Origin of the sequence: Devosia sp. BK (genome assembly GCF_032907385.1) — a bacterium.
In the GTDB taxonomy this organism is placed as follows: Bacteria; Pseudomonadota; Alphaproteobacteria; order Rhizobiales; family Devosiaceae; genus Devosia.
In genome coordinates, this window is record NZ_JAIMBX010000003.1 from 114200 (window position 1) to 140440 (window position 26241).

At 60.2% G+C, this 26241-nt stretch carries 26 protein-coding genes; 21 read left to right on the plus strand and 5 right to left on the minus strand.

Features of this window, described 5'->3' with window-relative positions; translation table 11 throughout:
- The first annotated feature begins 14 nt into the window (after positions 1 to 14).
- From DevBK_RS16120 to DevBK_RS16145, 6 genes are all read left to right on the plus strand, one after another.
- A complete protein-coding gene (locus DevBK_RS16120; RefSeq protein ID WP_317186184.1) occupies positions 15 to 950 on the plus strand; it encodes a sugar ABC transporter permease in 936 nt (311 codons plus the stop codon).
- Positions 943 to 1821 carry a carbohydrate ABC transporter permease gene (locus DevBK_RS16125; RefSeq protein ID WP_061909595.1) on the plus strand — a complete coding sequence of 293 codons (879 nt, stop codon included), beginning with the start codon at positions 943 to 945 and terminating at the stop codon, positions 1819 to 1821. Before DevBK_RS16120 ends, DevBK_RS16125 begins: the two co-directional genes overlap by 8 nt.
- 9 nt (positions 1822 to 1830) lie before the next feature.
- Entirely contained in the window at positions 1831 to 2892 is a 1062-nt protein-coding gene (locus tag DevBK_RS16130) for a sn-glycerol-3-phosphate ABC transporter ATP-binding protein UgpC (protein ID WP_317186185.1), read from the plus strand.
- Positions 2893 to 3197: 305 nt separating this feature from the next.
- On the plus strand, positions 3198 to 3473 hold the full coding sequence (locus tag DevBK_RS16135) for a hypothetical protein (RefSeq protein ID WP_061909591.1): 276 nt from the start codon (positions 3198 to 3200) through the stop codon (positions 3471 to 3473).
- A 236-nt stretch (positions 3474 to 3709) separates the two neighbouring features.
- On the plus strand, positions 3710 to 3925 hold the full coding sequence (locus DevBK_RS16140; RefSeq protein ID WP_061909589.1) for a cold-shock protein: 216 nt from the start codon (positions 3710 to 3712) through the stop codon (positions 3923 to 3925).
- Between the two features lie 167 nt (positions 3926 to 4092).
- Positions 4093 to 4980 (plus strand): DMT family transporter, encoded by an 888-nt coding sequence (locus DevBK_RS16145; RefSeq protein WP_061909587.1) that lies wholly within the window; start codon positions 4093 to 4095, stop codon positions 4978 to 4980.
- 18 nt (positions 4981 to 4998) lie between these two features.
- On the opposite strand, the gene DevBK_RS16150 is transcribed toward DevBK_RS16145, so the two are convergent.
- A complete protein-coding gene (locus tag DevBK_RS16150; protein WP_317186186.1) occupies positions 4999 to 5901 on the minus strand; it encodes a LysR family transcriptional regulator in 903 nt (300 codons plus the stop codon).
- Positions 5902 to 5998: 97 nt separating this feature from the next.
- Between DevBK_RS16150 and DevBK_RS16155 the strand changes: the two genes are divergently transcribed.
- From DevBK_RS16155 to DevBK_RS16165, 3 genes are all read left to right on the plus strand, one after another.
- The gene (locus DevBK_RS16155; protein WP_317186187.1) at positions 5999 to 6739 is read left to right on the plus strand and encodes an SDR family oxidoreductase; all 741 of its coding nucleotides are present in this window, start codon (positions 5999 to 6001) and stop codon (positions 6737 to 6739) included.
- Positions 6740 to 6851: 112 nt separating this feature from the next.
- Complete coding sequence (locus DevBK_RS16160; protein WP_317186188.1) at positions 6852 to 7340, plus strand: YybH family protein; 489 nt, start codon at positions 6852 to 6854, stop codon at positions 7338 to 7340.
- Entirely contained in the window at positions 7337 to 7684 is a 348-nt protein-coding gene (locus DevBK_RS16165) for an Atu4866 domain-containing protein (RefSeq protein WP_317186189.1), read from the plus strand. Before DevBK_RS16160 ends, DevBK_RS16165 begins: the two co-directional genes overlap by 4 nt.
- A gap of 60 nt (positions 7685 to 7744) precedes the next feature.
- Here DevBK_RS16165 and DevBK_RS16170 read toward each other — a convergent pair whose 3' ends face one another.
- The 4 genes from DevBK_RS16170 to DevBK_RS16185 are packed head-to-tail and all read right to left on the minus strand — an operon-like array spanning position 7745 to position 12449.
- A complete protein-coding gene (locus DevBK_RS16170) occupies positions 7745 to 8542 on the minus strand; it encodes an ABC transporter ATP-binding protein (protein WP_317186190.1) in 798 nt (265 codons plus the stop codon).
- On the minus strand, positions 8539 to 9396 hold the full coding sequence (locus tag DevBK_RS16175; RefSeq protein WP_317186191.1) for an ABC transporter permease: 858 nt from the start codon (positions 9394 to 9396) through the stop codon (positions 8539 to 8541). The genes DevBK_RS16170 and DevBK_RS16175 overlap by 4 nt, the downstream gene beginning before the upstream one ends.
- Before the next feature lie 54 nt (positions 9397 to 9450).
- Complete coding sequence (locus tag DevBK_RS16180) at positions 9451 to 10413, minus strand: ABC transporter substrate-binding protein (protein ID WP_317186192.1); 963 nt, start codon at positions 10411 to 10413, stop codon at positions 9451 to 9453.
- Positions 10414 to 10469: 56 nt separating this feature from the next.
- Entirely contained in the window at positions 10470 to 12449 is a 1980-nt protein-coding gene (locus DevBK_RS16185) for a N,N-dimethylformamidase beta subunit family domain-containing protein (protein ID WP_317186193.1), read from the minus strand.
- 326 nt (positions 12450 to 12775) lie between these two features.
- On the opposite strand from DevBK_RS16185, the gene DevBK_RS16190 reads away from it, so the two are divergent.
- The 12 genes from DevBK_RS16190 to DevBK_RS16245 all read left to right on the plus strand — a co-directional run bounded on the left by DevBK_RS16190 (position 12776) and on the right by DevBK_RS16245 (position 26205).
- Positions 12776 to 13825 carry a mannonate dehydratase gene (locus tag DevBK_RS16190; RefSeq protein WP_317186194.1) on the plus strand — a complete coding sequence of 350 codons (1050 nt, stop codon included), beginning with the start codon at positions 12776 to 12778 and terminating at the stop codon, positions 13823 to 13825.
- 63 nt (positions 13826 to 13888) lie between these two features.
- On the plus strand, positions 13889 to 15001 hold the full coding sequence (locus tag DevBK_RS16195; RefSeq protein ID WP_317186195.1) for a lactonase family protein: 1113 nt from the start codon (positions 13889 to 13891) through the stop codon (positions 14999 to 15001).
- A 6-nt stretch (positions 15002 to 15007) separates the two neighbouring features.
- On the plus strand, positions 15008 to 16219 hold the full coding sequence (gene manD, locus DevBK_RS16200) for a D-mannonate dehydratase ManD (RefSeq protein ID WP_317186196.1): 1212 nt from the start codon (positions 15008 to 15010) through the stop codon (positions 16217 to 16219).
- Positions 16220 to 16226: 7 nt separating this feature from the next.
- Positions 16227 to 17384, plus strand: coding sequence for a mandelate racemase/muconate lactonizing enzyme family protein (locus DevBK_RS16205; RefSeq protein ID WP_317186197.1), 1158 nt, complete (start codon positions 16227 to 16229; stop codon positions 17382 to 17384).
- A 10-nt stretch (positions 17385 to 17394) separates the two neighbouring features.
- Entirely contained in the window at positions 17395 to 18375 is a 981-nt protein-coding gene (locus DevBK_RS16210; RefSeq protein WP_317186198.1) for a hypothetical protein, read from the plus strand.
- 336 nt (positions 18376 to 18711) lie between these two features.
- A complete protein-coding gene (locus DevBK_RS16215) occupies positions 18712 to 20496 on the plus strand; it encodes an ABC transporter substrate-binding protein (RefSeq protein ID WP_317186199.1) in 1785 nt (594 codons plus the stop codon).
- 69 nt (positions 20497 to 20565) lie between these two features.
- A complete protein-coding gene (locus DevBK_RS16220; RefSeq protein ID WP_046142397.1) occupies positions 20566 to 21564 on the plus strand; it encodes an ABC transporter permease in 999 nt (332 codons plus the stop codon).
- 9 nt (positions 21565 to 21573) lie between these two features.
- Positions 21574 to 22491, plus strand: a complete 918-nt coding sequence (locus tag DevBK_RS16225) for an ABC transporter permease (protein ID WP_062629177.1) — start codon at positions 21574 to 21576, stop codon at positions 22489 to 22491.
- A gap of 4 nt (positions 22492 to 22495) precedes the next feature.
- Entirely contained in the window at positions 22496 to 23533 is a 1038-nt protein-coding gene (locus DevBK_RS16230) for an ABC transporter ATP-binding protein (RefSeq protein ID WP_317186200.1), read from the plus strand.
- Positions 23526 to 24362, plus strand: a complete 837-nt coding sequence (locus DevBK_RS16235) for an ABC transporter ATP-binding protein (protein WP_317186201.1) — start codon at positions 23526 to 23528, stop codon at positions 24360 to 24362. The genes DevBK_RS16230 and DevBK_RS16235 overlap by 8 nt, the downstream gene beginning before the upstream one ends.
- Before the next feature lie 35 nt (positions 24363 to 24397).
- Positions 24398 to 25372: a mannonate dehydratase gene (locus DevBK_RS16240; RefSeq protein WP_317186202.1), complete on the plus strand. Its 975-nt coding sequence runs from the start codon at positions 24398 to 24400 to the stop codon at positions 25370 to 25372.
- The gene (locus tag DevBK_RS16245) at positions 25369 to 26205 is read left to right on the plus strand and encodes an NAD(P)-dependent oxidoreductase (protein WP_317186203.1); all 837 of its coding nucleotides are present in this window, start codon (positions 25369 to 25371) and stop codon (positions 26203 to 26205) included. The genes DevBK_RS16240 and DevBK_RS16245 overlap by 4 nt, the downstream gene beginning before the upstream one ends.
- The last annotated feature ends 36 nt before the right edge of the window (positions 26206 to 26241 follow it).

Genomic DNA, 26241 nt, shown 5'->3' on the forward strand with positions numbered 1-26241 from the left:
GAAAGGTGAGATGGATGACTGAGACTGTTGCAGCGCCCGGCTTGTCCGCCGGAACCGCGCTGGCCCGCCCAAAAGTTCGACGCGCCCGCATCCGCGGCAAATGGCCGGTTCTGGTGCTCTTCCTGCCGCCAGCGCTGCTGCTGTTCACCGTCTTCGTCATTCTGCCCATGGGCGAGGCGGCCTGGTATTCGTTCTACAACTGGAACGGCTATGGCCTGCCGACGCAGTGGATCGGCTGGAAGAATTATGAGCTGATCTTCCGCCAGGGCGCCTTCCGCAACGCTCTCGTCAATAACGGGCTCATCATCCTCGTTTCGATCTGCATCCAGGTGCCGCTGGCGCTCTGGCTTGCGACCATGGTCACCAAGCATATCAAGGGCGCGACCTTTTTCCGGCTGATCTTCTTCTTGCCCTATGTGCTGGCCGACGTTGCCGCGGGCATGATCTGGCGCTTCGTCTACGATGGCGAATTCGGGCTCGTTGCCAATATCTACCATATGATGGGCCTCAACGCGCCATTCTGGCTTGCCGACAAGAACGCCGCCTTCTCGGCCGTGCTCGGCGTCATCGTCTGGAAATATTTCGGTTTTCACATGATGCTGTTTATCGCCGGGCTCCAGGCGATCGACAAAAGCGTGCTCGAGGCTGCCGATATCGATGGGGCGACCGGATGGCAGAAGTTCCGCCGGGTCACCCTGCCATTGTTGGGCTCGACGGTACGTCTCTCGGTCTTCTTTGCCGTGATCGGCTCGCTACAGCTCTTTGACATGATCATGCCGCTCACCGGCGGTGGTCCCTCGAACTCCACGCAGACGCTCGTGACCTTCCTCTACAGTTTCGGGGTCATGCGCATGCAGGTCGGCTTCGGCTCGGCCGTGGGCGTCGTGCTCTTCGTCATCTGCGTCACCCTCGCTTTCTCCTACAAGCGGATCTTCATGAAAAATGACTGACACCGCCACCAATCCCATCGACGCCGCCAAGGCCCAGACACCGGGGCGCAGCCTCCGCTTCGGCACCAAGGCGTACCTTTATACCTGCCTCATCATTTTTGCCGCGGTTGTGGTTATTCCCCTGGTCACAACCGCACTCGGAGGCTTCAAGACGCTGGGCGACCTCCGCGGCAATGCCTTCGGCCTGCCATCGACCTGGATGGTCTCGAACTATGCCGACATCCTGTTTTCCCAGCGCTATTGGCTGCAGATGGGCAATTCGCTGCTCATCGCGGGGCTCACGGTCTTCCTGACGCTGGCCTTTGCCGCCATGGCGGCGTTCACCTTCGCCCATGTCAAATTCTTCGGCTCGCAGTTCCTGCTCAATTACTTCCTGATCGGGCTGATGTTCCCGGCGGCGACGGCCATCCTGCCGCTTTTTATCCGCATCCGGGATCTGGGCCTTCTCGATACCTATTGGGGCGTGGTGCTGCCGCAGGTGGCCTTCGGGCTCGGCATGAGCATCTTGCTCTTCCGCAATTATTTCCGGAGCCTGCCGACTGAACTCTTCGACGCTGCCTTCGTCGATGGCGCGGGTTATCTGCGGTTCTTCTGGCATATCTCACTGCCGCTCAGCCGCCCGATCATCGCGACGGTCGGGATCATCTCCTTCGTCGGGAGTTGGAACAGCTATATCCTGCCGCTCATCATGCTCAATTCCGAAAGCAAATATCCATGGCCGCTGGGGATCATGGTCTATCGCGGCGAATTCAGCACCGATTGGCAACTGATCCTTGCCTTCATCACCCTCACCATCCTGCCCACGGTCATCGTTTTCTTCGCGGCGCAGAAGCACATCATTGCCGGGCTGACTGCCGGCGCAGTCAAGTAGGAGACTTTCATGGCTGGCTTGGAACTGCGCAACATTGCCAAAAGCTATGGCACGGTCTCGGTGATCGAGGGCATCAACCTCTCTATTGAAGACGGCGAATTCGTCGCTCTCGTCGGCCCATCTGGCTGTGGCAAGTCGACGATCCTGCGCATGATCGCCGGGCTCGAGGACATTTCGGGCGGTGAGGTCGCTATCGGCAATGAGGTGGTCAATGACCTGACGCCGCGCGAGCGCAACATCGCCATGGTGTTTCAGTCCTATGCGCTCTACCCACATATGAACGTCTACCGGAATATGGCCTTCAACCTCGAGCTGGCAGGGAAACCCAAAGCCGAGATCGATAGCCGCGTCCGGCAGGCAGCCCAAATGCTGGAACTCGAACCGCTGCTCGATCGCAAGCCTAGCCAGCTCTCGGGCGGCCAGCGCCAGCGTGTCGCCATGGGTCGTGCCGTCGTGCGTGATCCTTCGGTTTTCCTTTTTGACGAACCGCTTTCCAATCTCGATGCCAAGCTGCGCGTGCAGATGCGGTCCGAGATCAAGGCGCTGCATAAAAAGGTGGGCGTCACTTCGGTCTATGTGACGCATGACCAGGTCGAAGCCATGACCCTTGCCGATCGAGTCGTGGTGCTCAATCGCGGGGTCATCCAGCAGGAAGGCTCCCCGATGGAGCTCTATCGCCAGCCGGCCAATCTCTTCGTTGCCGGCTTTATCGGCTCACCGGCCATGAACTTCTTTGAAGCAACCGTAACCGGCAACACCGCCCGCACCGCCGGCGGCGAGGTCTTCACGTTCGAGCCCGGCCCCAAGGTCGCGGATGGCCAAAAGGTCAGCGTCGGCATCCGCCCCGAACATCTCCAGCTCGGTGCGTACGGCATTGCCGGCCAAGTGAGCTTCGTCGAACCGACCGGCGGCCAGACGTTCGTGACGGTCGATGTTTCCGGCCTGCCGGTCGTCGTTACCGTCAATGGCGAAGAAGTGGTCACGCCCGGCGACAGCGTGAACATCATGGCCAATCCCCGCCAGACCTATATTTTCGATGGCCGCACTGGCGAAAGGGTCAGCCTCAATTAGCTGAGCACACGACATGTCGTGTGCAAGGCCGCCAGCCAATGATGGCTCTCACCGCTCCATTTGTAGGCGACGTCGGAAAACTGGGCAGTATCTACATTGCCAAGCGCATTTTGCGCCGAGGTCGCCGAGCTTTCGGGAGACGTGGCGGGCCTCTCTTCGTTTCCTGCCTCACAAAAGTGGCTATTGTGCCCCATATGAGTTGTGGCGCTTCATATGCCTTTGGCTCCCGGTCCCAGCCGCTTTCCTCAGATTGTGAACGTTGCGCCCACGCGGCGCTCGATCTCGCGTTCTCGAAAGGACTAGCGATGACTAATTTCAATGCGCCGGCTGAACTTTATCCTGGACGACATCATACCTCGCCTCGGGTGGCGCGATATCAGCGGTTTCCCTCGTTGGTCGAGGCAATTCAGTTCACGATTGAGGAATTGCCCGTCGGCCTTCAATCAAGCTCCATTATCGAAGCAAACGAAATTCGCTACGGCGCCGAGGCTATTCGCGGCCTTTACTTCTCGGACGAATATCCGCTTCGCCGTTCGGTCGTTCAAAACGATAAGCACAAAGGCGAACCCATATCAGGATGAGGTCAACGCGACGGCCTTGAGCTTTAGCAGGAGCTTTTGGCGCGTTCGCCTTGCCAATGCCGCTATTGGGTGCGAAACACCATGATACGCGTTTTCAGCCCAAGTCGGCTGCCTCCTGCCGGTCCTTATCCGGTTAATGGCTCAGTGATCCACTTTGCGAACGTCTATGCCCCCTCTTGCATGTTGCAGAGGGCAACGCTCGCTTTGCTTCGGCTCCGAGCTCAAGGAATATTAAAATGGCAACCATGAACGGTACTGTAAAATTCTTCAACGCAACCAAGGGTTTTGGTTTCATCACCCCTGACAATGGCGGCAAGGACCACTTCGTCCATGTGTCGGCTGTCCAGAATTCTGGCGTTGACGGACTTTATGAGAACGACAAGCTTTCTTACGAAGTAGAGACCGGTCGCGATGGCCGCGAATCCGCGATCAATCTGATCCTTCAGAAGTAAGTTCAGCTTCGACGTCCAAGCCTTGAGGCCGCCGCTGGCGGCCTTTTTTGTACCCCGTGACAGGCGTCGCGCCTTAAAAGAGATTCTGCGGCGCCAGCCGCTGGACATTTACGGGCACTGCTCTATCAGAATTCGAGCTTGCCCCTACCCGATGTCTCGAGACCACCATGCGCCGCCCCTCCGGCAATACGCTTGGGATCATCCTCATGATCCTTGCGACCGCCTGCTTCACGATCAATGACAGCCTACTTAAACTGGCCATGCACGAAGTGCCGCCTTTTCAAGCCCTGTTCCTGCGGGGCGTGGGCTCCACGCTTCTTGGCATACCGCTTTTGGCAGCCCTGGGCCTTTTTCGCTACGCGCCGCGCATGTTGGACGGCCGTGTGCAGTTGAGGAATTTGCTCGAACTCACCGCCGCCATGGGTTTTGTCGCCGGGCTTGCCTATGTGCCCATCGCCGATCTGACCGCCCTGGGGCAAACGTCACCGCTGCTGCTGCTGATCGGCGCGATGGTGTTTTTCAAGGAGCGGCTATCGGGCATGCAGGTCGCCCTGATCGTTCTGGCCTTCGCCGGCGCACTTCTCGTCGCGCAACCAGGCGCGAGCGGCTTCTCACCCTATACGCTGTTTGGTCTTTGGAGCGCTGCGGCAGTCGCGGTGCGCGATCTCATCGGCAGGAAGATCAAGCTTGATATACCCGGCATCGTCGTCGCAGTCGCCGCCGGAGCCATCGAGATCGTCGGTGCGGGGCTGGCGGGCCTGCTGCTTGAGCAATGGACATGGCCTTCTGCGCTGACCCTCGCCTTCGCCGTGGGGTCGAGCATATTTTTGATCGCCGCGCATTGGCTGCTGCTCACCGCATATCGCGCCGCGTCGGTCTCGGCGGTCGTTCCCTTTCTTTATATGTCCACGGTCTGGGCGCTGCTGTCCGGCATGCTGATTTTCGGCACGTTTCCCAATGCGCTCGCTCTCATGGGCATTGCGGTTATCATGGTCAGCGGCGTGGCTGTCGTTGGTCTGGAGCGCTGGCCGAAAAAGGTCGTTGTCTCGCCGTGAAGCGGATAACCGACCGCTCTACGCGATGGTTTTGTCCGGAACGTTGAAGACCTTGACCAGCCAGTCAATGAGGACACGAACGCGGGGCGAAAGCTGGCGGTCGCGTGGATAGAGCACGGAAACGGGCGTGCTCGGCGGCCTGATTGTTGGCAGGATTTCGACGATCTCGCCCGAGGTCAGTGCCGGGGCAGCGTGGTAGCGCGGAATCTGGATGAGCCCCAGACCGCGCAGGCAGGCGGCATAATAGGTTTCGGCACCCGTGACCGTCAGCGTCATGGGCAGCATCGCCTCACGGACCTTGCCATTGATCTCGAACAGCAAAGGCAAAACGCCACCCGTGGCAGTGGAGCGGAAGCCGACCATGCGATGGTGGGCGAGGTCGTCGAGCGTCTCAGGTGTCCCGAACTTTTCGAGATAAGCCGGCGAAGCAAGCGTAGCCTCAGGCAGCGTGGCGATCCGGCGCGCGATCATGTCGCTATCTTGTGGAACCCCAACCCGCAGCACGCAGTCGATCCCCTCGCGCACAAGATCCACAAGCCGATCGCCCTCGCTGATGAACAGCTCGATCTCGGGATAGGTTTCAAGGAATTCCGGCAACCGCGGCATGACGAAATGCCGGGCGAGGGTGCCGTGAACGTCCACGCGCAACAGCCCCTTGGGCTTGGCGCCAAGAAAAGTGGATTCAGCCGCTTCCACCTCCGCTAGGATCGCCAGGCAACTGCGGTGATAGGCTTCTCCGTCGAGCGTCGGCGTCACCGAACGCGTCGTGCGCTGGAGGAGGCTCACCCCGAGGCGCGCTTCGAGCTGTTTGACCGCGTCGGTCACTGTTGAGCGCGGCAAGGCGAGGTCCTCAGCCGCGGCCGTAAAGCTCCGCCGCTCCAACACACGCGAAAAGACGCGCATACAATCCAGACGGTCCATTGTTCGAAAATTCCGCATTATGTTGTCGGATTTCACCTGATTATCCGCTGCAGGGCATCGCGTAAAGAGAGGACACCAAACAGAACAGGAGATCGAGATGACTGACGCATCTAAGAAAACTGCTCTTATTACTGGTGCCTCGCGCGGGATCGGTGCGGCGATCGCCAAGCGCTTGGCGGCCGATGGCTTCAACGTTGTCGTCAATTACGCCGGCAATGACAGCGAGGCCGCCAAAGTTGTCGAGGCGATCAGCACTTCAGGCGGCACCGCGCTGGCGCACAAAGCCGACATTTCTGATCCGGCTGCCGTGGCGCTGATGTTCGAGCGCGCGGAGCAGGCCTTCGGCGGCGTCGACATCCTCGTAAACAATGCGGGGATCATGACGCTGGCGCCTCTGGCCGAGAGCAGCGACGCTTTGTTTGACCGGCAGATCGCCGTCAATCTCAAGGGCACGTTCAACACGCTGCGCGAGGCGGCCCGGCGCCTCAAGACTGGCGGACGGATCGTCAATTTCTCGACCTCCGTCGTCGGGCTCAAGCTCGAAACCTACGGCGTCTACGCCGCGACAAAGGCAGCGGTCGAGACAATGACCGCCATTCTGGCCAAGGAACTGCGCGGGCGCGACATCACCGTCAACGCCGTGGCGCCGGGACCGACAGCGACCGACCTTTTCCTCGACGGAAAGTCCGACGAGCTGGTCGCCAAGATGGCCAAGATGAACCCGCTCGAACGATTGGGAACGCCTGAGGACATTGCCGCGGCGGTCGCATTTCTCGCCGGTCCAGACGGCGGCTGGATCAATGGCCAAACCATCCGCGCCAATGGCGGCATGGTCTGAGCCGAACGAGCCAATGGAGAGAAAAACATGCGCAACATTTTCTCGTCAACGGCGCATCGAGTGGGCTCGATGACCTCTTGAGCCCAGGAAAGGCATGATGATGACCAGTGAAATGGACGTGGCCCAGCTCCAACGGCGCTGGATCCTTGAAGGCTGGGAAAAGGCGCCGGGCGAAACATTCGTGTTCGAGAAAAAAGCCGGAATATTCTACGATTGGGAAAGCGCTGACACCGCGCTCTATGACAGCTTCGACCCTCAATTGCGGCTGGCGCGAAGCCCGCGCGAATGGGCCGAGGCGTTCCAGGCCTCGTTCAACCGGATGCACAGCGCGGTTCACGCTGTTATCGCCGAACCGGACGTGCTGGTCAGCGGCGATCTGGCGGCAAGTACATTCGAATTCTGCGCAAGGTTCGAGCAGGCAGATGGAACGGCGAGCGGCGTGATCTGCCGAACCTCCCATGTCTTCAGGCGAAGCGGCGGCACCTGGAAAATCGTGCGCGAACAGACATCTGGCCGCAGGGTGCCGGTTGAGGAGGTCGAAAATCTTTTGAAACGGTTCGAGCCGGCTAAGCGTGTTGATCTGCCGGGTGGCCAAACATGAGGATCGCAAGATTGCTCCTCATCACGCTCGCTTTCGCCGGTTCAGCGCCGATAGCCCAGGCGGCTCAATTTGACCCTTCAAACTCCAAGGAGAACGGAACGATGGAAAAGCACCCCTATATCGGCATGTGGGTGACGGGCGACGAACATGTGCGCCAGGAACTTTTGCCCAATGGCCGCTATGATGAAGCGCGTGGCACCCGGCAGAGCGCCTATCAAGGCCGCTACGAGGTCACGGGCAAGATGATCTACTACTGGGACGATACCGGCTTTGAAGCTGATGGCGAGTTCGTCACCGATACCGAACTGCACCACGGTGGCATGATCTTTTTCCGCGCCGAGTGATGCATAGCGGCGGTCCCCTAGGCGGGTGGATCGCCGCTCTTTTCCATCAGCGCGACAGTCCTAAGCGTCGTCCCCCAGTGACATGACCTTGAGTGTTTCCTCCCGGATGTCGGCGAGGACGCCGCGCTTTAGCTGCGAGAATTCGGGGCTCGTCACGATGTCGAATTGCCGGGGCCGAGGGAGATCGACCGTGAGTTCGCGCTTGATCCGACCAGGCCGCGAGGCGAGGACGATCACTCTGTCGGCGAGAAAAATGGCCTCTTCAACGTCATGAGTGACGAATAGAACAGTGACCTTATGGTCTTCCCAAACCTTGAGCAGCAATTCCTGCATCATGCCGCGGGTCTGGGCGTCAAGGGCGCCAAACGGCTCGTCCATCAAGAGCAGCGAGGGCTTGTAGACGAGCGCCCGCGCAATTGCGACGCGCTGGCGCATGCCGCCCGAGAGCTGTCGCGGGTAGGACTTCTCGAAGCCTCTCAGCCCTACCTCATGAATGAACTGGCGCACCAGTTCAGTCTTTTCCGGCTTGCTCAGCCGGCTCTTTTCGAGCGCAAAGAGAATGTTGCCTTCAACGGTCATCCACTCAAAAAGGCTATAGCCCTGAAAGACGAAGCCGCGGTCGCGCCCCGGTCCCGTGACAGGCTTTCCATCAATGAGGATGTCGCCAAAGGTCGGCTCAGTGAGGCCCCCGACCATATTGAGGAAGGTGGACTTGCCGCAGCCGGATGTGCCGACGATCGAGACGAATTCGTTGGGCGCAACGGTCAGGTCGATCCGGTCGATGGCGAGGAACTCGTTCGCGCCTTCGCCGAAAATCTTGCCCACGGCTTCGGCGTGGATTTTGGGTACCATGGTCATCGGTCGGCCGTCCAGCGAAAGAGCGATCGGCCGGTGCGCTTGAAGGCATAGTCGGTCAAAAGCCCCAGAAGGCCAATGAACAGTGTGCCGAAGATAATGGTGTCGGTCGCAAGGTAGCGCTGCGCATCCATGATGCGGCGGCCGAGGCCACTTTGGGCGGCAACCAGTTCAGCGACAACGAGATAGGTCCAGGTCCAGCCGATGGTGATGCGGCAGGTGTCCCAGATAGAGGGCAGGGCCGCTGGCAGGATAATGCGCCACAGGATCTCGGTATTGGAAAAGCCGAGCGTTTGCCCAGCCCGGATAAGATTGACGTCGATGTTTTTGACGTTGTCCATCACCATCAGCGTCATCTGGAAGAAGGTGCCGAGAAAAAGGATCAGGATTTTCTGCTCGTCGCCAATGCCGGCCCAGAGAATGGTGAGCGGTATCAAGGCCACGATGGGCATATAGCGCACTGTCGAGATCAGGGGCTCGAGCGCGCCCTCGAAGAGGCGGAAATTGCCCATCAGAATGCCGACGGGAATAGCCAGAATAGCGGCGCTGAGCCAGCCGACTATAATGCGATAACTGCTGACGGCAGCGTCTTCGAACAGGACGCCGGTCGTGATCTGTCGCCATGCCTCTTCAAGAATGGCGAGTGGGCTCGGGAGAAACAGCGGCTTGACGAGGCCGAGCGCGGTGACCGCGAACCAGAGCAGCACGAGGACCACGGGCACGACGAGGCCCGCACTTGTGAAGATGCGATCCGGAATAGGCTGGCGCAGCCGCAACAGACCTTTCTTGCGGCGGGATTGTCGACGGTCGATGCGACCAGCAGCGGCAGTTGCCGCGATGCTCGAGGTCTTGGGCATGCGCTACTCGAAGTTTTGAACAGGTGCCGGCGTCTTGGGGACGCCGGCCAACAATTATTGTGCGGCGGCCGAGAGGGCGGTCAGGTCGAAGAAGGTTTCGCCCGTCGGCAGGGTCTTGACCTCATCGGGATTTGCTTGCTGCATGATGGAGCCGATTTCTTCGACGGTTGCCTGGAATTCGCCCTTGAGGGCAGCGTCGTTCTCGGCGCGATCGTAGAGATGGACACCGGCAAAAGCGGTGTTGAATTCTTCGATCGGGCTACCGACGGCATCGGCGATGATCTTGCCGCCTTCTTCGGGATTGTCGCGCAGGAAGGTTACCGCTTCGTCCCAGGCCTTGATGATACCGACGAGATCTTGCTGGTTGCCTGCGATGAAGCTCGTTTCGGCGGCCAGAACGTCGCTGATCAGGCCAGGCTTTTCGCCGGCGGTGTAGAGAACCTTGAATTCCGGGCCCTGGGCGAGGGCTGCGGAAATATAGGGCTCGTAGGTCACGGCCACATCAACGCGTCCGGCGATCAAAGCAAGGCCTGCATCGGCCGCAGCAATCGGCACGGCCTCGACATCGGCGAGGGTGAGGCCGTTGGAGTTGAGCGCGTAGTTGATCAGAAGGTCGCTGGTCGAACCTTTTTCATAGGCGACGCTCTTGCCCTTGAGGTCGGTGATCGTGGCAACATCCTTGCCGGCAAGAACCGCGTCTGCCGTCGTCGAGCCATCCATGATCATGAAGGCCTTGAGATCGACGCCATTGTTCATGTTGAGGATGACGGTGTTGGTCGCAGCAGAGATCACCTGGATATTGCCGCTGGCGAGGGCTGCGGCCACGTCCTGGTCCCAGGTGAAGTTGATCAACTGCACATCGACGCCGTTCTCCTTGAAGAACCCCTTTTGGTCGGCGATCCAGAGAGGACCATAGCCAAGCCAGGGTTGGACGCCGATCTTGACCGTTTCCGCAGAAGCCGGGACGGCAAGGGCAGCAAGAGAGAGACTAGCGAGGGCAAGAGACGCAAGCTTCATGGGGCATGTTCCTTTAAGGGCGCGGGCGCATTGGCAGCATACATGTACGGATTAGCTCAGCTTGAAAAGTGCCTGAGCAGATTCAGTGTCATCCTGCCAACATCGTTTTGTTCATCCGGTCCCGGCAGGGCGCCGAGGAAAGCCACCGAACTCGCCGAAAAAACCGAGCCGCCCGAAGCGTGGGTCAGGAAGGTCATTTCCGCAAGACGCTTGGCGTCGCGTTCAGGCGCGCCGCCCTCATACCAGCGGCCGGGATCATCGACATAGTCGTCGGGAAAGCCCCGAGCAGTCGCGAGAACGACGATGTTTTCAGGCGTGCCGAGCGCTGAGTTGGTACAATCGACCTCATAGCCCGCAGCACCGCCGAGAACCATGCCGGTATCGCCAAAGGTGTCGCCTGCAACTCCGTCGAAGAGCCAGGCAAAGCCTGGCTCATGACTGGATGCCGTGCGGGTAAAGGGCAGGGACTTGCTAAAGCCCATCAAGGCTATGCCAACGCCGGTCAGGGCGAACTCGCCCCGGCCGCGATCGCGCAAATAGCCACCCGGCTCGTTGGTCAGCGCCAGGGGCATTTCGGCAAGGGGGCCATCCCAGGTGCGACCGGCCTGGGTCGGCCCGCGCCGCAATTCCATCAGGTCATCCTTGAAGGCAACCGCCGCGGCAAAGCCATTGCCGCCGAGATAGGAAAGATGCCCGCCCGTGGCGACATAGCGGCGATAGGCGTCTTCCATGGCGACCGAAAGGTATTCCGGATGGCTGCCGGTAAGGACGCTGCGATAGGGGCTGAGGAGGGCGAGGCCTTTCTGGTGCAGGTCATGATCCGTCGCGAGATCTATGGCGATGCCGTTGCGAGCAGCGAAGGCAAGGAAATGCAGATCGACCGGCAGCAGGTGCGGCGCCCCGCACAGCGGATAGCGATAGTCGTCGCGGAGCGTCGCCTTGGGCCGGCGCGTCGAGGCGAGGGATACGCCACTCGCATCGGAATGGTAATCGTAGAGCGAGCGCAGATTGTTGGCGCGCGCGAATTCGTGGCCGCGATCGGTGCCGATCCATTCATAGAGATGGGGCGGCAGATATTCATCGGCGTAGGCAAGATAGGTTGCCGTCGGGGCAATGAACAAAAGCCGCGAGGCGGGTTCGGCGGCCGAGACGAAAAACGGGATGCGCTCGGCGGTTTCACCGGTGTCGATTTCAATGGCATAGACCCCTGATCGCGCATCGGCAGCGATGTCGATGGCGAAATTGGCCGGCCAATCAAAGCCCGCCATGTCGGTGTCGTGACAATGGATGGCGTCGTAATGCGCCGGCGTCAGGCGCGGATCGAGGCTCGATCCGTCCCAGCGCGAGGAGCGCATGCAGAAGGTCGGATTGTTATGGAGCCGCAGCGCCATGCCGTTGGACAGGAGTGGTGCGTCGGTAAAGATTGTCGGAAAAACCCAGCTGGCGCTTTGACCGTTCGCGATGAGGCTGATGTTGGCCAGCCGGCAATTGAGCGTCGGCAGCGCTTCTCCTTTATCCGAGCAGAGGATGACCTGGTCGAGCGTTCCGCCCGGGAGCACTTTTGACAGAGCGAAGGGCTTGTCCTGGTCGAGCGTTTCGACAGTGAGCGCGCCATGGCCGATTGCGACTTTGAGCCATTGGCGCGTGGGTAGGCGACCGATAGGCGTATCGCCCATGTGGTCGCCCAAGACCAAATTGGCGCCGTCGACGATCGCGAGCTGAAACGCTCCCGCATCGAGAAGAACGCGGTAGCCTTCATTGCGCGTGAGCAGCATTTCAAAGGACAGCGCCGTGATCGATCGCGCATGGTCTATCGAGAGCCACGCCCCTTGGGAAAAGCTCTGTCGACGGCACTCTGCCAAGGACCGGACTGGCCAGTCGACCTCCGGCATTCCGTCGCGATCAAGCGCGCGGATGCGGACCGCCTCGACAGCTCCGGCGCAGGACGAAGCTACCATTCGGGTTCCGGCCGGGCCGGTCCAAGGCTCGACATAGCCTGAAACCGCCAACGACGAGTGATCGATCGTGCGCAGCATTGTGGGTGCCTGTGATTTCGATTGATGCCAACAAAGGGACAGCTCAGGACCTAAGCCAAAGCGCGGCAAACTGCCAGACAGGTCAGGCGCCGCAATGCGTCGTCGATCAGATTTGAAGGCGACAACCAGCGCTCAGGCGCCGATTTATCCTTGCGTCTCAGTGCAGCTTCCACAGCGACTACTGATCGTGCACGTGCAGATCACGATTGTACATTATTTTCTGAATTTGATGCGATAATGCTTGGCAAGGTTCGTCTTTCGCTCCAACTTAGGTGCAGATGATCGGCAGCGCGATCCGCGACTGACCGACGGGGGAGGAGACGACCATGGCGATCAGGATCGCGGTGGGACAGTTCCACGATCTGACCGAAGAGCGCTTGCGCTTTGCCGCGCAAATCGGCGCCAGCGGCATTCAGATGAACAATCCGAACCTGCCCGGCGACCACCGCTGGGAAGAAAAGGACGTTCGCGCCCTTGTCGAACAGGTCGAAGCGGCTGGGCTTAAATTCGAAGCCATCGAAAACGTCCCGACCCACTTTTATCACAAGGCCATGCTCGGCCTTGAGGGCCGCGACGAGCAGATCGAAAACTACCAAGCGACGATCCGTGCCGTTGCCCGCGCCGGTGTCCCGGTCCTCGGCTATCACTTCATGCCCAATTCGGTCTGGTCGACGGATCGCTCGGCCAAGACGCGCGGCGGGGCCCTGGCGCGGCAATTCGATATGGCCGTCGTCGAAGCCAATGCCGACAATCTCGACCAGCTCCGCAGCTTCATGCCCACGACGCTCGGCCGCGCCAGTTCCATGCCGCTCTTTGGCAAGGACGGACCTGTCATCACTGAAGACGCGATGTGGGAAAACTATCGCTACTTCATCGAAGCCGTCCTGCCGGTCGCCGAAGAAGAGGGTCTGCGCCTCGCGCTCCATCCCGACGATCCGCCGGTGCCGATGCTCGGTGGGGTTGCGCGTCTCTTCTATCGGCCGGAGGGATTTTACAAGGCCTATGAGATGGCGGGCCAGTCTCCGGCCTGGGCACTCGACCTTTGCCTTGGTTGTTGCTCGGAAATGCCCGGCGGCGCAATCAACGTTACCGGATTGGTAACGTTCTTTGCCCCCCGAGGTGCAATTGCCTACATCCATTTCCGCGATGTGCAGGGCTCGGTTCCCAATTTCACCGAGTGCTTTATCGGCGACGGAAACTACGATCCCGCCGAGGTCATCGCCCTCCTCGCGCGCCATGGCTTCGATGGATTCCTCCTCGACGATCACGTCCCCAAGATGGACGGCGACAGCGATTGGAACCATCGCGGTCGCGCCCATGCCATCGGCTATATGCAAGGCCTTGTGCGCATGGCCCACTATTCCGGCCTACTTTAGCGGCCCCGTCATTCGGGCCGCTGGTCCGGATGGCTCGATCATCTTAGTCAGGACCAAGCCTTTATGCCAAAAGCGCTTTTTTACATCGGCGGCGTCAATCGCGGCATCGGCTATGTCGCCAAAGCCGCCGGCAAAGGCATCGCTGCTTTCGAGCTCGATCTCGATACCGGCGGCGTCGAGCCGCTTGGGATCACCGAGGGAATCGACAATCCAACTTTCATCGCCATCGCCCCCGGGGGCAACGCCCTTGCCGCCGTCAGCGAGGTCGATGGTTGGCACGAGGGCCTCGTGACTACCTATGAAATCAAAGACTTAGCCGCGTCGCTGCGCTATCTCAACAAGCAACCGACCCGCGGCGACTACACCTGCCACGCCGCCTTCGACCGCACCGGCCGCTATGTCGGCATCGCCAACTATGGCGGCGTGCCGATCATCGAAGAGCCCAACAAATCCTTCGCAATCTATCCTGCTGACGAGATCGGCCGGCTCGGCGCACTGACGGCGGAAGTGGCCCATCAGGGCAGGGGGCCAAATGCATCGCGGCAAGATCGACCGCATGCCCATTGCATCCAGTGGACACCCGACAATCGCTTCGTCATCGTCTCCGATCTCGGCCTAGATCGGCTCAAAATCTATCGGTTCGACGCCAGTTCAGGCACCGTGGAAGACCACGGCGAAGTCGTGCTGCCGCCCAGCGCCGGGCCGCGGCATTTCTGCTTTCATCCAATGTTACCAATAGTTTATTGCGTCACCGAACTTGACTGCGCCCTCGTCACCATGGCCTTCGATGCCGAGGCCGGCACACTTGAAGCCATTGCCTCCACGTCGACTTTGCCACCGGGCGGCCATGAGGGCGCATCGGCCTCAGCCATCGCCATCTCGCGCTATGGTCGTCACGTCTATGTGGGTAATCGCGGTCACGACAGTGTCGCGCGCTTCAGCACCGATCCGCTAACCGGCATCGCCACCTTCCTTGGCACCACGCCAAGCGGCGGTCGCATTCCGCGCGATTTCGCCTTCGATCCCACCGGCATGATCCTGGTTGTCGCCAATCAGGAAAGCGATTGCCTGAGACTTTTTCGCTATCGCCCGGAAACCGGCGATCTCGACCCCATCGAGCCGGCAATTGCCGTCGGCTCCCCCACCGTCGTCGCTTTCCATCCGCATTTGCGCTGAGCAGTCATGAAGATCACCGAGATAAAAATCATCGTCGCGTCTCCCGGCCGCAACTTCGTCACGGTCAAGATCATGACCGATCAGGGCCTCTATGGCATTGGCGACGCGACCGTAAATGGCCGCGAAAAGGCTGTGGTCGCCTATCTCGAAGACCATGTCGTGCCCTGTCTCATCGGCCGCGATCCGATGCGCAGCGAGGACATCTGGCAATATCTTTACAAGGGCGCTTATTGGCGCCGCGGCCCCATCACCATGGCCGCTATTTCCGGCATCGACATGGCCCTTTGGGACATCAAGGCCAAGGCGGCAAATATGCCGCTCTATCAACTGCTTGGCGGTCGCTCGCGCGATAAGGTGATGGTTTACAAACACGCGAGCGGCATGGAGATCAATGAGCTGGTCGAGGGCGTCCTTGCGCTCAAGGAGCAGGGGCTCGACGCTATCCGTGCTCAGGTCGCCATACCTGGCCTGCCACCGATCTATGGCACCGGTCCCTCAACCGATCAGGCGGCTGGCGGCATGATCCATCCGCTGCCCAATGAAGAAGTCTGGGCAACCCATAAATACCTGCCGCTGGTGCCAAAGCTCTTTTCCAAGCTGCGCGATGCCGTGGGCTGGGATGTGCATCTCCTTCATGACGTGCACCACCGACTGACGCCAATCGAGGCGGCGCGGCTGGGTAAGGATCTGGAGCCCTATCGCCTCTTCTGGCTCGAGGACGCCGTTCCCGCGGAGCTGCAGGAAGGTTTCCGGCTCTTCCGCCAACACACGACCCAACCCATTGCGGTGGGCGAAGTGTTCAATTCTATCTACGATACGACCACGCTGATCACCGAACAGCTGATCGACTATATTCGCGTGACCTCCGTCCATGCCGGCGGGGTAACGGGCATCAAGAAAATCTTCGATTTTGCTGCCATCTATCACATCCGCTCGGCCTGCCACGGGCCGATGGATGTGTCGCCCGTCGCCATGGGATGCAATATCCATGTCGATACCGCGATCCCCAATTTCGGTATCCAGGAATTCTCCGGCTACACCGACGCCACGCTCGAAATGTTCCCGCGCGCCTGGACCTATGAGCGCGGCTATCTGCAGCCGGGCGAAGCGTCTGGCCATGGCGTCGATATCGACGAGGCTGTCGCCGCCCGCCACCCTTACGAACCCGCTTATCTCCCCGTTGCCCGTCTCGAAGACGGCACGCTCACCAGTTGGTAGTCCGGCCATGAAGATCACAGCAATCAAGCCGTTTCCCGCCTGGGTCGGACATCGCAATCAGCTCATCGTCAAGATCGAAACTGATGAAGGCATCTATGGTTGGGGCGAAAGTGGCCTTTCTGGCCGCGAAAAGGCGGTCGTCGGCGCCATCGAGCATTTTCGCGAGTTTCTCGTCGGCCGCGACCCCATGCGGATCGGCGCGATCTGGCAGGAGCTTTATCGCAGTCAGTATTTTGAGGGCGGCCGCGTCCTCCTCGCAGCGCAATCGGCCATCGACATTGCGCTACATGACATCAAGGGCAAGGCGCTCGGTGTGCCGGTCTATGAGCTCCTGGGCGGCAAGCATCGTGATGTCATCCCGACCTTTCCGTCGACCGGGAGCCTCGACGGCCCAGAAACCATCGAGCGCGCCAAGTCTCTCATCGCCCATGGCTGGAATGTCGTTCGCTTCTTCCCCGGCGCTTGGGATGACGGGCAGGGGACTTTCGAACCACGCGAGTCCATCGGCAAGACCGCGAAGTGGTTGATCAAGGCACGCGAGGAACTGGGCGACGAGGTCGTCATCGGCATCGATTATCATCACCGTCTCAGCGTCGCGGAGGCGGCAAGCTTTTGCCAGAAAATGCCGTCGGGCACGCTCGATTTCCTCGAAGAACCGATCCGCGACGAGACGCCGGAAGCCTATGAGGCGCTGCGCCGCATGACAGACGTGCCCTTCGCAATCGGCGAGGAATTCGCCAGCAAATGGCAATTCCTGCCTTATATCGAGCGCGACATTCACCAGTTCAATCGCCTCGATCTTTGCAATGTCGGCGGCTTTACCGAAGCCATGAAAGTCGCCGGTTGGAGTGAGGCCCATTACGTCGACATGATGCCCCACAATCCGCTGGGGCCGATCTGCACGGCGGCGACAATCCACTTCTCGGCTGCCGTCGCCAATTTTTCGTGGCTTGAAACGCGTGTAGCCGCCGGAGATCTCTACGGCGCAGATCCGGGCTATGGGATCTTCACCCAGCAGCCTATGCTGGAAGGCGTCACCTATAAGGTGCCGGAGACACCGGGCCTCGGCGTCGAGATCGATGAAGACAAACTGACTCATGACAGCTTCCGCTTCTGGGAAGCGCCGCACTTGCGCCGGCGTGATGGCTCGGCGACCAATTGGTGAGGGTCGCGGCGTGACCGAATACCGGCTGACCTGGAGTCATGGCGACGCGGTGGTGCTCAGCACCGCGGCGGTGCTTGCCGATTGCCGGTTTGACTTGCCCGCCGGCCCCTTTCGCCCCTTTGCCCGCGCGCCTTGGATGGGAACGGTGGACGACCCGAATATCATCGGCCACTTGCGCGAGCTTGGCGGGGATTTCGCCTGCGTGCCGTTCGGGGCAGGGCCCGCAGAGCCCATCGGCCCGCGCGACTGGGCCGATCTGATGACCGAACCGCCGCTTCTGCCCATTCATGGTCCAGCCGGCGATGCGGAATGGACGCTGGTGGCGCAGACCGAAAGCAGCGTCACGCTTGGGCTCGACTATCCCGACGATCACATCGTGCAGCGCTTGGAGCGCACCGTTTCGGGGCGCGAGGGCAGTCTGGTTCTTGAGTCAGAACTGACGATCTATCCGCGCCGCTCTGGATCGATTTCGGTCGGGCTTCACCCCATCCTGCGCTTGCCCGAAACGCCGGGCCGCTTGCAGCTTCAGGCTGATTTTGCGTTTGGTCTCGTTCATCCGCGTCAGGTTCGCGATGGCGAGTTGCAGGAGTTTTCGCGCCTCGACAGCGTCCCTACGCCGATTGGTCCCGTGGACCTGTCGCATCTGCCGCTCGCGACAGAAAACTTCAGTGTCCAACTCTGTGGCATGACGGGCCCCTTGCGTGCGGTTTTTCTCGATGAAGCCATGGGCATAGAGCTCGATTGGAATCGCGCTATCCTGCCTTCGCTGCAGATCTGGTACACGGATCGCGGCATCGAAGGCGCCCCATGGCATGGTCAATATCGCGGTGTCGGCGTCGAACCGATTGCGTCGGCTTTCGACCTCAACACCGCCGTTTCCACCCAACCTAATCCCATCAATCGCCGCGGTGTGCCTACGGCCGTCGCGCTCAATGCCGGCATCCCTTTGCGTGTAACGCATAGGGTATCGGCATTCTCCATAAAGGACTGATTGCTAATACAATAATCAATACGCGATTCAGCTGTCACTTTGATAATCGTGACAGAATGAATATTGTCGCGTCTTGAAATAGGACGATATATATAGTGTTGCAAACTACTTGGTGTTGGCGCAGTATCGATTTCGAAGGTGGTTGTATTCGGCTAAAGATCGAGCCGACCGCCTGGTGAATATAGGCCCGATGACTGCGGTTTGAGGAGATCGCAGATCAGGCCCCACCAAAGCGATACCGGCTTTGCCGGTGAGAGGAGGCGGATCGGCCGCGAGGGGCTTTGTCACGAGACAAGGCTGTCGGCTCGTCCGCGCATCAAGGGAGAGAGCTGACTAATGTTCAAGTTCCAAACAGTTACCGCAGCGGTGCTGGCCCTAGGGCAGATCACGCTGCCGGTGGCGGCGCTGGGCCAGACCGGTGCGCCGCCGCCAACCGAGATCGTGCCGCAGTCGCTCCCGGAGGTGGCGCGCAACGAGACGTTGAACCTCGCCTGGGGCGTTTCCGCCTCCTCGTCGATCGGCACGACGAATCCGTGGGTTCTGCCCGGCTATACCCATCAGGAAGGCAATAACCTCCTGTTCGAGCCGCTAATGTATTTCGGCATTTACAAGAACGAGTTCATTCCGTGGCTGGCCGACAGCATGGAATATACCAAGGACGATTTCACCGCGCTTGAGATCAAGCTCAACCCGATGGCCAAATGGTCCGACGGCGAGCCGGTCACGGCTGAGGACGTGGTCTATACGTTCGAAGGGCAGAAGCAGTATGAAACGCTGCCTTACCATGCCCAGTTCGCCGATCTCGTCGACACCATTTCGGCGAAGGATGAGCACACGGTCGAAGTGACGTTCACGCAGCCGGCACCGCGCTTCAAATTCGAAGTGCTGACCGAAAAATTCGATACCGGTATTCCGATCGTGCCAAAGCACTGGCTCGAAAAGCAGGAAGACCCGACCAAGGCCCCGGGCCTAGCCGAAATGCCGCATTCAGGCCCCTATGACATTGTTGCCTGGAACGCGAACCAGAAGATACTCGATCTGCGGGACGATTGGTGGGCTGTCGAGGCCGGCCGCGTCGAGAAACCGGCGGTCAAGCGCGTCATTGTCGTCAATATTCTCAACCAGCCGATCGATACGGTAGCGCAGCGTCTCGTGAACAACGAGTTCGACTCCTCGGTCGACATGCGCGCCCAGATCATCGGCAATATCCTCCAGCAAAATCCGGATATTCAGTCCTGGACGGGCACGGAGTCGCCTTACGGTTATCTCGATTGGTGGCCGAACTCGCTCTGGATGAACGACCAGCTCGAGCCCTATAGCGACGTGCGCGTCCGCAAGGCCATCAGCCTTGCCGTCAATCGCGACCTGATCAACGAAGTGCTCTACGAAGGCGCTGAGATCGCCACCGTCTATCCCTTCCCGCTCTATCCAAATCTCCAGACCTTTGCTGATAGTCCTGAGGTCAAGGCCGAGCAGGAGAAGTACAATCCTGGCGCCTATGACGTCGACGAAAGTGCCAAGCTGATGGAAGAGGCCGGCTTCACCAAGAATGGTGACGGGCTTTGGGAAAAAGATGGCAAGACGCTCGACGCCACCATCCAGGCCTTCGAAAGCATCCATGGCGATATCGCTCCGGTGCTGGCCGAAATGCTGCGTCAGGCTGGCTTTGACTCCAATGTCAATTTCGGCACCGATGCCTATCAGAACATGGTCGATGGCAAGGCCGGGCTCTATCTCTTCGGCCACGGCGCCAGCCTCTTCGACCCGTTCGAAGCGCTCAATCTCTTCCATGGCCGCTATTCGGAAGCGATTGGCTCTTCAGCCGGCAACAATCGGTTCTCGCGCTACAAGAACCCGGAATTCGACGCCATTCTTGATGAGATTGCTCCGCTCGGTTCCGACGATCCCAAGTTCATCTCGGGTGCTGCCAAGGCGCTCGGCATCTACTGGCGCGATGTCATCGACGTGCCGGTGATCCAGTGGCTCCATCGCATTCCCTATAACAACCACTATTGGACCAACTGGCCGAGCGCCACCAATGTGGGCATGGGCACGAACGGCGCCTTCTGGGCTCACACAGGCATGCTGGTGATTACCGGCCTCAAGGCCTCGGGCAACTGATCTTCCGATCCCTACGGGATGCGCGCTCCAGTGCGCGTCCCACCCATCCAGTGCATCGGGAATAGTCCAGTGAATATACGGATCGTCGCCAGGCGGCTCTTGTTTTTCGTCCTGGTCGTGTGGGCTGCGTCCACAATCGTCTTCTTCATTCCGCGCCTTTCGCCGCGCAACGCCATTCGCGAACGCTTCGGCGAATTGGCCCGCACAGGCGGCTTTTCGCCCGCCGATGTCGAAAAGCTCATTGCCTCGATGCAGCAGCAGTTCGGCCTCGATAAGCCTCTGCTTGAGCAATACTGGCAGTATCTGGGCAATATCCTGCGGATGGATTTCGGCTATTCGCTGAGCCGCTATCCGATGACCGTCACCGACGTCATTGCGCAGTCCTTGCCCTGGACCATTGGCCTCCTGCTCGTCACGACTGTTATCAGCTTCGTGCTCGGCACCATCCTTGGAGCTGTTGCGGCTTGGCCGAAAGCACCGGGCTGGCTGCGCTCCACGGCAACGCCGTTCATCCTGCTCACAGGCGTGCCGCCCGTCATCATGGGTATCTTACTGCTGTTTTTCATCGGCTTTCGCCTCAAATGGCTGCCGCTTGGCGGTGCTTATTCGGTCGGCATCGTGCCCACGTGGTCGTGGTCCTTCTTCATCGATCTCATGGAGCACCAGATCCTGCCGGCGCTTTCGCTGATCCTGGGATCGGTGGGCGGTTGGGTTCTGTCCATGCGCGGCATGGGGATCACCATCCAGGGCGAGGACTATGTCAATTTCGCCGAACACAAGGGCCTAACCGGCCGCCGCATTTTTCGCGACTATTACTTGCGCAATGCGCTGCTGCCGCAGGTGACCGGCCTTGCCTTGGCGCTCGGCACGGTCGTGACCTCGGCCGTGGTCGTCGAAGGGCTTTTCGGCCTGCCGGGCATCGGTACGGCGCTCAATCTCGCCATTCGCGCCAATGATTTCCCGGTCATCTACGGCATCGTTCTTTTCATCACCATCGCCATCGCTCTTTTGATGACGCTGCTCGAGTTCGTCTATCCGCTGCTCGATCCGCGGATCCGGGCGAATTAGGAGCGAGCAATGACCCTGACCTCCGCCTCCACCAATCCTGCGGCACCCAATGTCGCCATCGTCCAGCCCTCGCGCCTGACGCTCACCCTGCGCTATTTCCGCCGCAACAAGGGTCTGGCGATCGGCCTCGGCATCCTTCTCGCGCTCGCGCTCTTCACCATTATTGGCCTTCTGGTCATCGACCCCAAGAAAGCCTATCCGCTCTCGGCGGCGCTCAAGCAGTCGCCGAGCCTCAAATATCCCTTCGGTACGGATTTTTTCGGCCGCGATCTGCTTGCGGCCATGGTCGTCGGCATGTGGCAGACCGCGTTTATCGGGCTTCTTGCAGGTGGCATCGGCACCGCGCTCGGGGTGGTTCTGGGCTTTCTCGCCGCCTATTTCGGCGGTTGGGTGGATGGCGTCATCCGCACCATCTGTCAGATCCTGACGCCGATCCCCGTCCTCCTGATCCAGGTTGTCGTCGCCGGGTCGCTCGATAAGCGCGACGTCACCATCGTAACCATGGCCATGATCGTCGCGATGCTGGCCTGGATGGGGCCGACCCTCGTCATCCGCGCCCAAGTCCTCACCATGAAGGAGCGCCAGTTCGTCGCCGTCGCCAAGCTATCCGGCGTCTCGGACATGGGCATCATCTTCAAGGAAATCCTGCCCAATCTCCTGCCGTTCATAGCGGCGGCCTTTGTCGGGCAGGTGTTCGGCGCCGTGTTTGCGTCTTTCTATCTCGCCGTCCTGGGCCTCGGCCCCCTGCGCGAACCGCTCCTTGGCAACATCATCTGGGCCGCCCAGAGCCAGGGCGCGTTCTTCAATGGCTGGTGGTGGTGGCCCCTCGAACCGGCCTTCGCGATGATCCTGATCCTCGGCGCCCTCGCGCTGGTGAATATGGGCCTCGACGAGCTCGCCAATCCGCGCGTCAGAAGAACGGAATAGTCCCATGGTTTCTCTGGTCATGAATTCCGCAGCGAGCGCCAAACCCGCAGCACCATCCGCCAGCCAACCCGTGCTGCGCGTCAACAATCTCGAGGTCACCTATTATACCGATCTCGGCCGCGCCAAGGCGCTGGACGCCGTCAGCTTCAGCCTCAAGGCAGGACAAAAGCTCGGCATGGTGGGCGAGTCAGGATCGGGCAAAAGCACCTTGGCTCTCGCCATGATGCGCATGATCAAGCCGCCTGGCCGGATCGAGGGCGGGCAGGTCATTGTCGGTGACACTGACCTCATGAGCCTCACCGACGAAGGCATGCGCGCTGCCCGGCTCGACAAGATCGCCTATATTCCGCAGGGCGCGATGAATTCGCTTAATCCCGTCATGCGGATCGGGGCGCAGATGATCGACGCGGTCCGCTCCCACGTCCGCGGCGAGCGCGGTTCGGCCATCGAGGATCGCTGCACTGCCGCTTTGCGGTCAGTCGATCTCGATCCCGGCGTCTTCCGCATGTATGCCCATGAATTGTCGGGCGGCATGAAGCAGCGTGTCTGCATCGCCATCGGCATACTCCTTCGCCCCAGCGTCATCATCGCCGACGAGCCGACAAGCGCGCTCGATGTGGTGACGCAGCGACAGGTGATGGAAACCATCAACCGCGTGCAGGCCGAGATCAACGCCGCCGTCATCCTTATTGGCCACGACATGGGTCTGATGGCGCAGGCGGTGGATCAGGTCGCCGTCATGTATGCCGGGCGGCTCGTCGAGATGTCGAGCGTGCGCGAAATGTTCACCGATCCCAAACATCCCTATTCGCAGGCGCTCATTTCCTCGCTGCCCAATCTCGATACCAAGGGCGTGTTCCGCGGCATTCCAGGGCTTGCGCCCTCGCTGCTGCGCCTGCCGAGCGGCTGCGCCTTCCATCCACGCTGCCCGCATGGGCACGAGGAACTGCAACGTTCTGTCCGGCCGGAGCCAGTCACCTTGCCCGGTGGCCGCATGGTCGCCTGCCATCTCTATAACGAGGACGGTCATCGCCATGGGTGAAAACCTGCTCGAAATCCGCAAGGTCTCAAAAGTCTACCAGCGGGGTCTTCTCAGTTCGAAAGCGACGGTTGCGCTCAAGGAATTTTCCCTGACGCTCAAGGAGGATGAGCCCACCATTCTGACGGTGGCCGGGGAATCCGGCTCGGGCAAGACGACGCTCGCCATGCTGCTGCTGGGCTTTATCACTGCGACGACAGGCGAAATCCTTTATCGGGGCAAGAACATTGCCGGGCTCGTCGGCAAGGAGCGGATGGCCTATCGTCGCGAGGTGCAGGCGGTATTTCAGGATCCGTTTGCTGTGTTCAATCCCTTCTACACCGTCGACCACCTGCTCACCGTGCCGATCCGCCAGTTCAAGCTCGCCAAGTCCAAGGCCGACGGCGTGAGGCGGATGGAAGAGGCACTAACGGCGGTAGGGCTGCGTCCGGAAGACGTGCTTGGCCGCTTCCCGCATCAACTCTCGGGCGGCCAGCGCCAGCGCATCAATGTCGCCCGGGCGCTGTTGCTGAAACCGCGCCTCTTGATCGCGGACGAACCCGTCTCGATGGTGGATGCTTCGCTCCGCGCCAATATCCTGGAATCGCTGCGTAATCTTCATCGCGATCACGGCGTATCGATCATCTACATCACCCACGACCTGACCACGGCCTATCACGTCGCTGACGATATCGTCGTGCTCTACAAGGGCGATGTGGTGGAAAAGGGCGATGTCGAGAGCGTCATTCGCAACCCGCAGCACAGCTACACGCGCCTCCTCGTCGACTCTATCCCCTGGCCCGATCTCAACAAGAAGTGGGGCGAGCCGCTCAAGCCGCGCGAGACGGTCTAGCCTGCGTTTCATCACCTCATCCGAAGTTTTGCCAGATGCTTGAAATCGCTGAATTCATCAGCCCTACGCCCTCGCCGGTCTGGAAGCTTGCGCTGCAGGCGGGGGTTAATCTTGCCGTGGGCGGCTTGCCGTTCGACAGCCTCAAACCCGGCGAACGCCTGGGTGACCTCGCGCCGCTGACGCGCATGAAGCAGACCTACGAAGACGCAGGTTTCGAGCTTCGCGTCATCGAAGCGCGTCCGCCGCTCAACAAGGCCAAGCGCGGGCTGGATGGGCGGGACGAGGAGATCGATGTCGTCTGCACACTTCTTGAAAGCATGGGCAAGCTCGGCATCCCCGTCTGGTGCTATGAGTGGATGACCGATTTCAACTGGGTGCGCACCAATATGGCTACGCCCTCGCGGGGCGGCTCAGTCGTCACAAGCTTCAATGCCGCTGACGTCCCGGAAAACCTGACCAGTAATCCTCCGATCAGCGAAGAAGAGCTCTGGACCAACCTTGAATATTTTCTCAAGCGCGTGCTGCCCGTCGCAGAGCGAGCAGGGGTTAAACTCTCCATGCATCCCGATGATCCGCCGATCACGCCCATTCGCGGCGTCAGTCGTATCATGCGCACGGTCGACAACTACCAGCGGCTCGTTGAAATAGCGCGAAGCCCGATGAACACGATCACGCTGTGTCAGGGCAATTTTACCCTCATGACCGACGACCTACCTTCGGTCATCCGAAAATTCGGCAAGACGATTTCCTTCGTCCATTTCCGCGATGTCAGGGGCGTGCCGACGCAATTCGAAGAAACCTGGCACGATGCCGGCAAGACCGACATGCTCGCCTGCATGAAAGCCTATCGCGACATCGGGTTCGACGGCGTCTTGCGCCCAGATCACGTGCCGACCGTGGAGGGCGATAGCAATGACAATGCCGGCTACTCCGCCTTCGGACGTCTTTACGCCATCGGTTACATCCGCGGCCTCCATGAGGCTGTCTATGCAGAAAGCCAGCCATCATGAAGATCGCCATCACCGGGGCCAGCGGCGGCATAGGCCGTGCCATCGTCGCCCTTGCCGAAGAGCGCGGCCATAGCGTCGTCGGCATCGACCGTGTCGAGCATCCCGACGTCGCCGCCAATGCACAGCGCCGGTTCGTCCTCGCCGACATGGGGGACTATGAAACGTTGCTCCAAGCCTTTGCGGGCTGCGATGCCGTGATCCACATGGCCGCCATTCCCTCGCCCGGCCGGCATCCCGATCATATCGTCCACAACAACAATGTCGTCGGCAGTTACAATGTGCTGCAGGCGGCTGCAGACAACGACATCCTGCGCGTCTGCCAGGCCTCGAGCGTCAATGCCATCGGCCATGCCTTCAGCAAGGCGCCGCACTACGACTATTTCCCGATCGACGAGGATCATCCCAATTACAGCGAGGACCCCTATAGCCTCTCGAAGTGGATCTGCGAGCAGCAGGCCGACGCCTTCGTGCGCCGCTATCCCGGCATGACCATTGCCAGCCTGCGCTTTCATTTCGTCTGCGAAGATCGCTCCGTGGCCAAGGGCTACTATGACCCGTTCCCGGAAAAGGCCCGGCACCTCTGGGCCTATACGCGCCGCGACGCCGCTGCCGACGCGTGTCTTCTTGCGCTGGAAGCCAAGTTTGAAGGCCACGAGGTTTTCTACATCGTCGCGCCTGATACGATTTCTGACGTGCCGAGCCGATCGCTCGCGGAAGAATTCATGCCTGACGTCGCTATCAAGGGCGTATGGGATGGCCGCCAGAGTTTTTTCAGTTCGCAGAAGGCCGAACGCGTCTTGGGGTGGCATCATGGCCATGTTGAAAAGTCATGAAGAAGATCCAGCGTTTTTTGGGGGCGATTGACAATG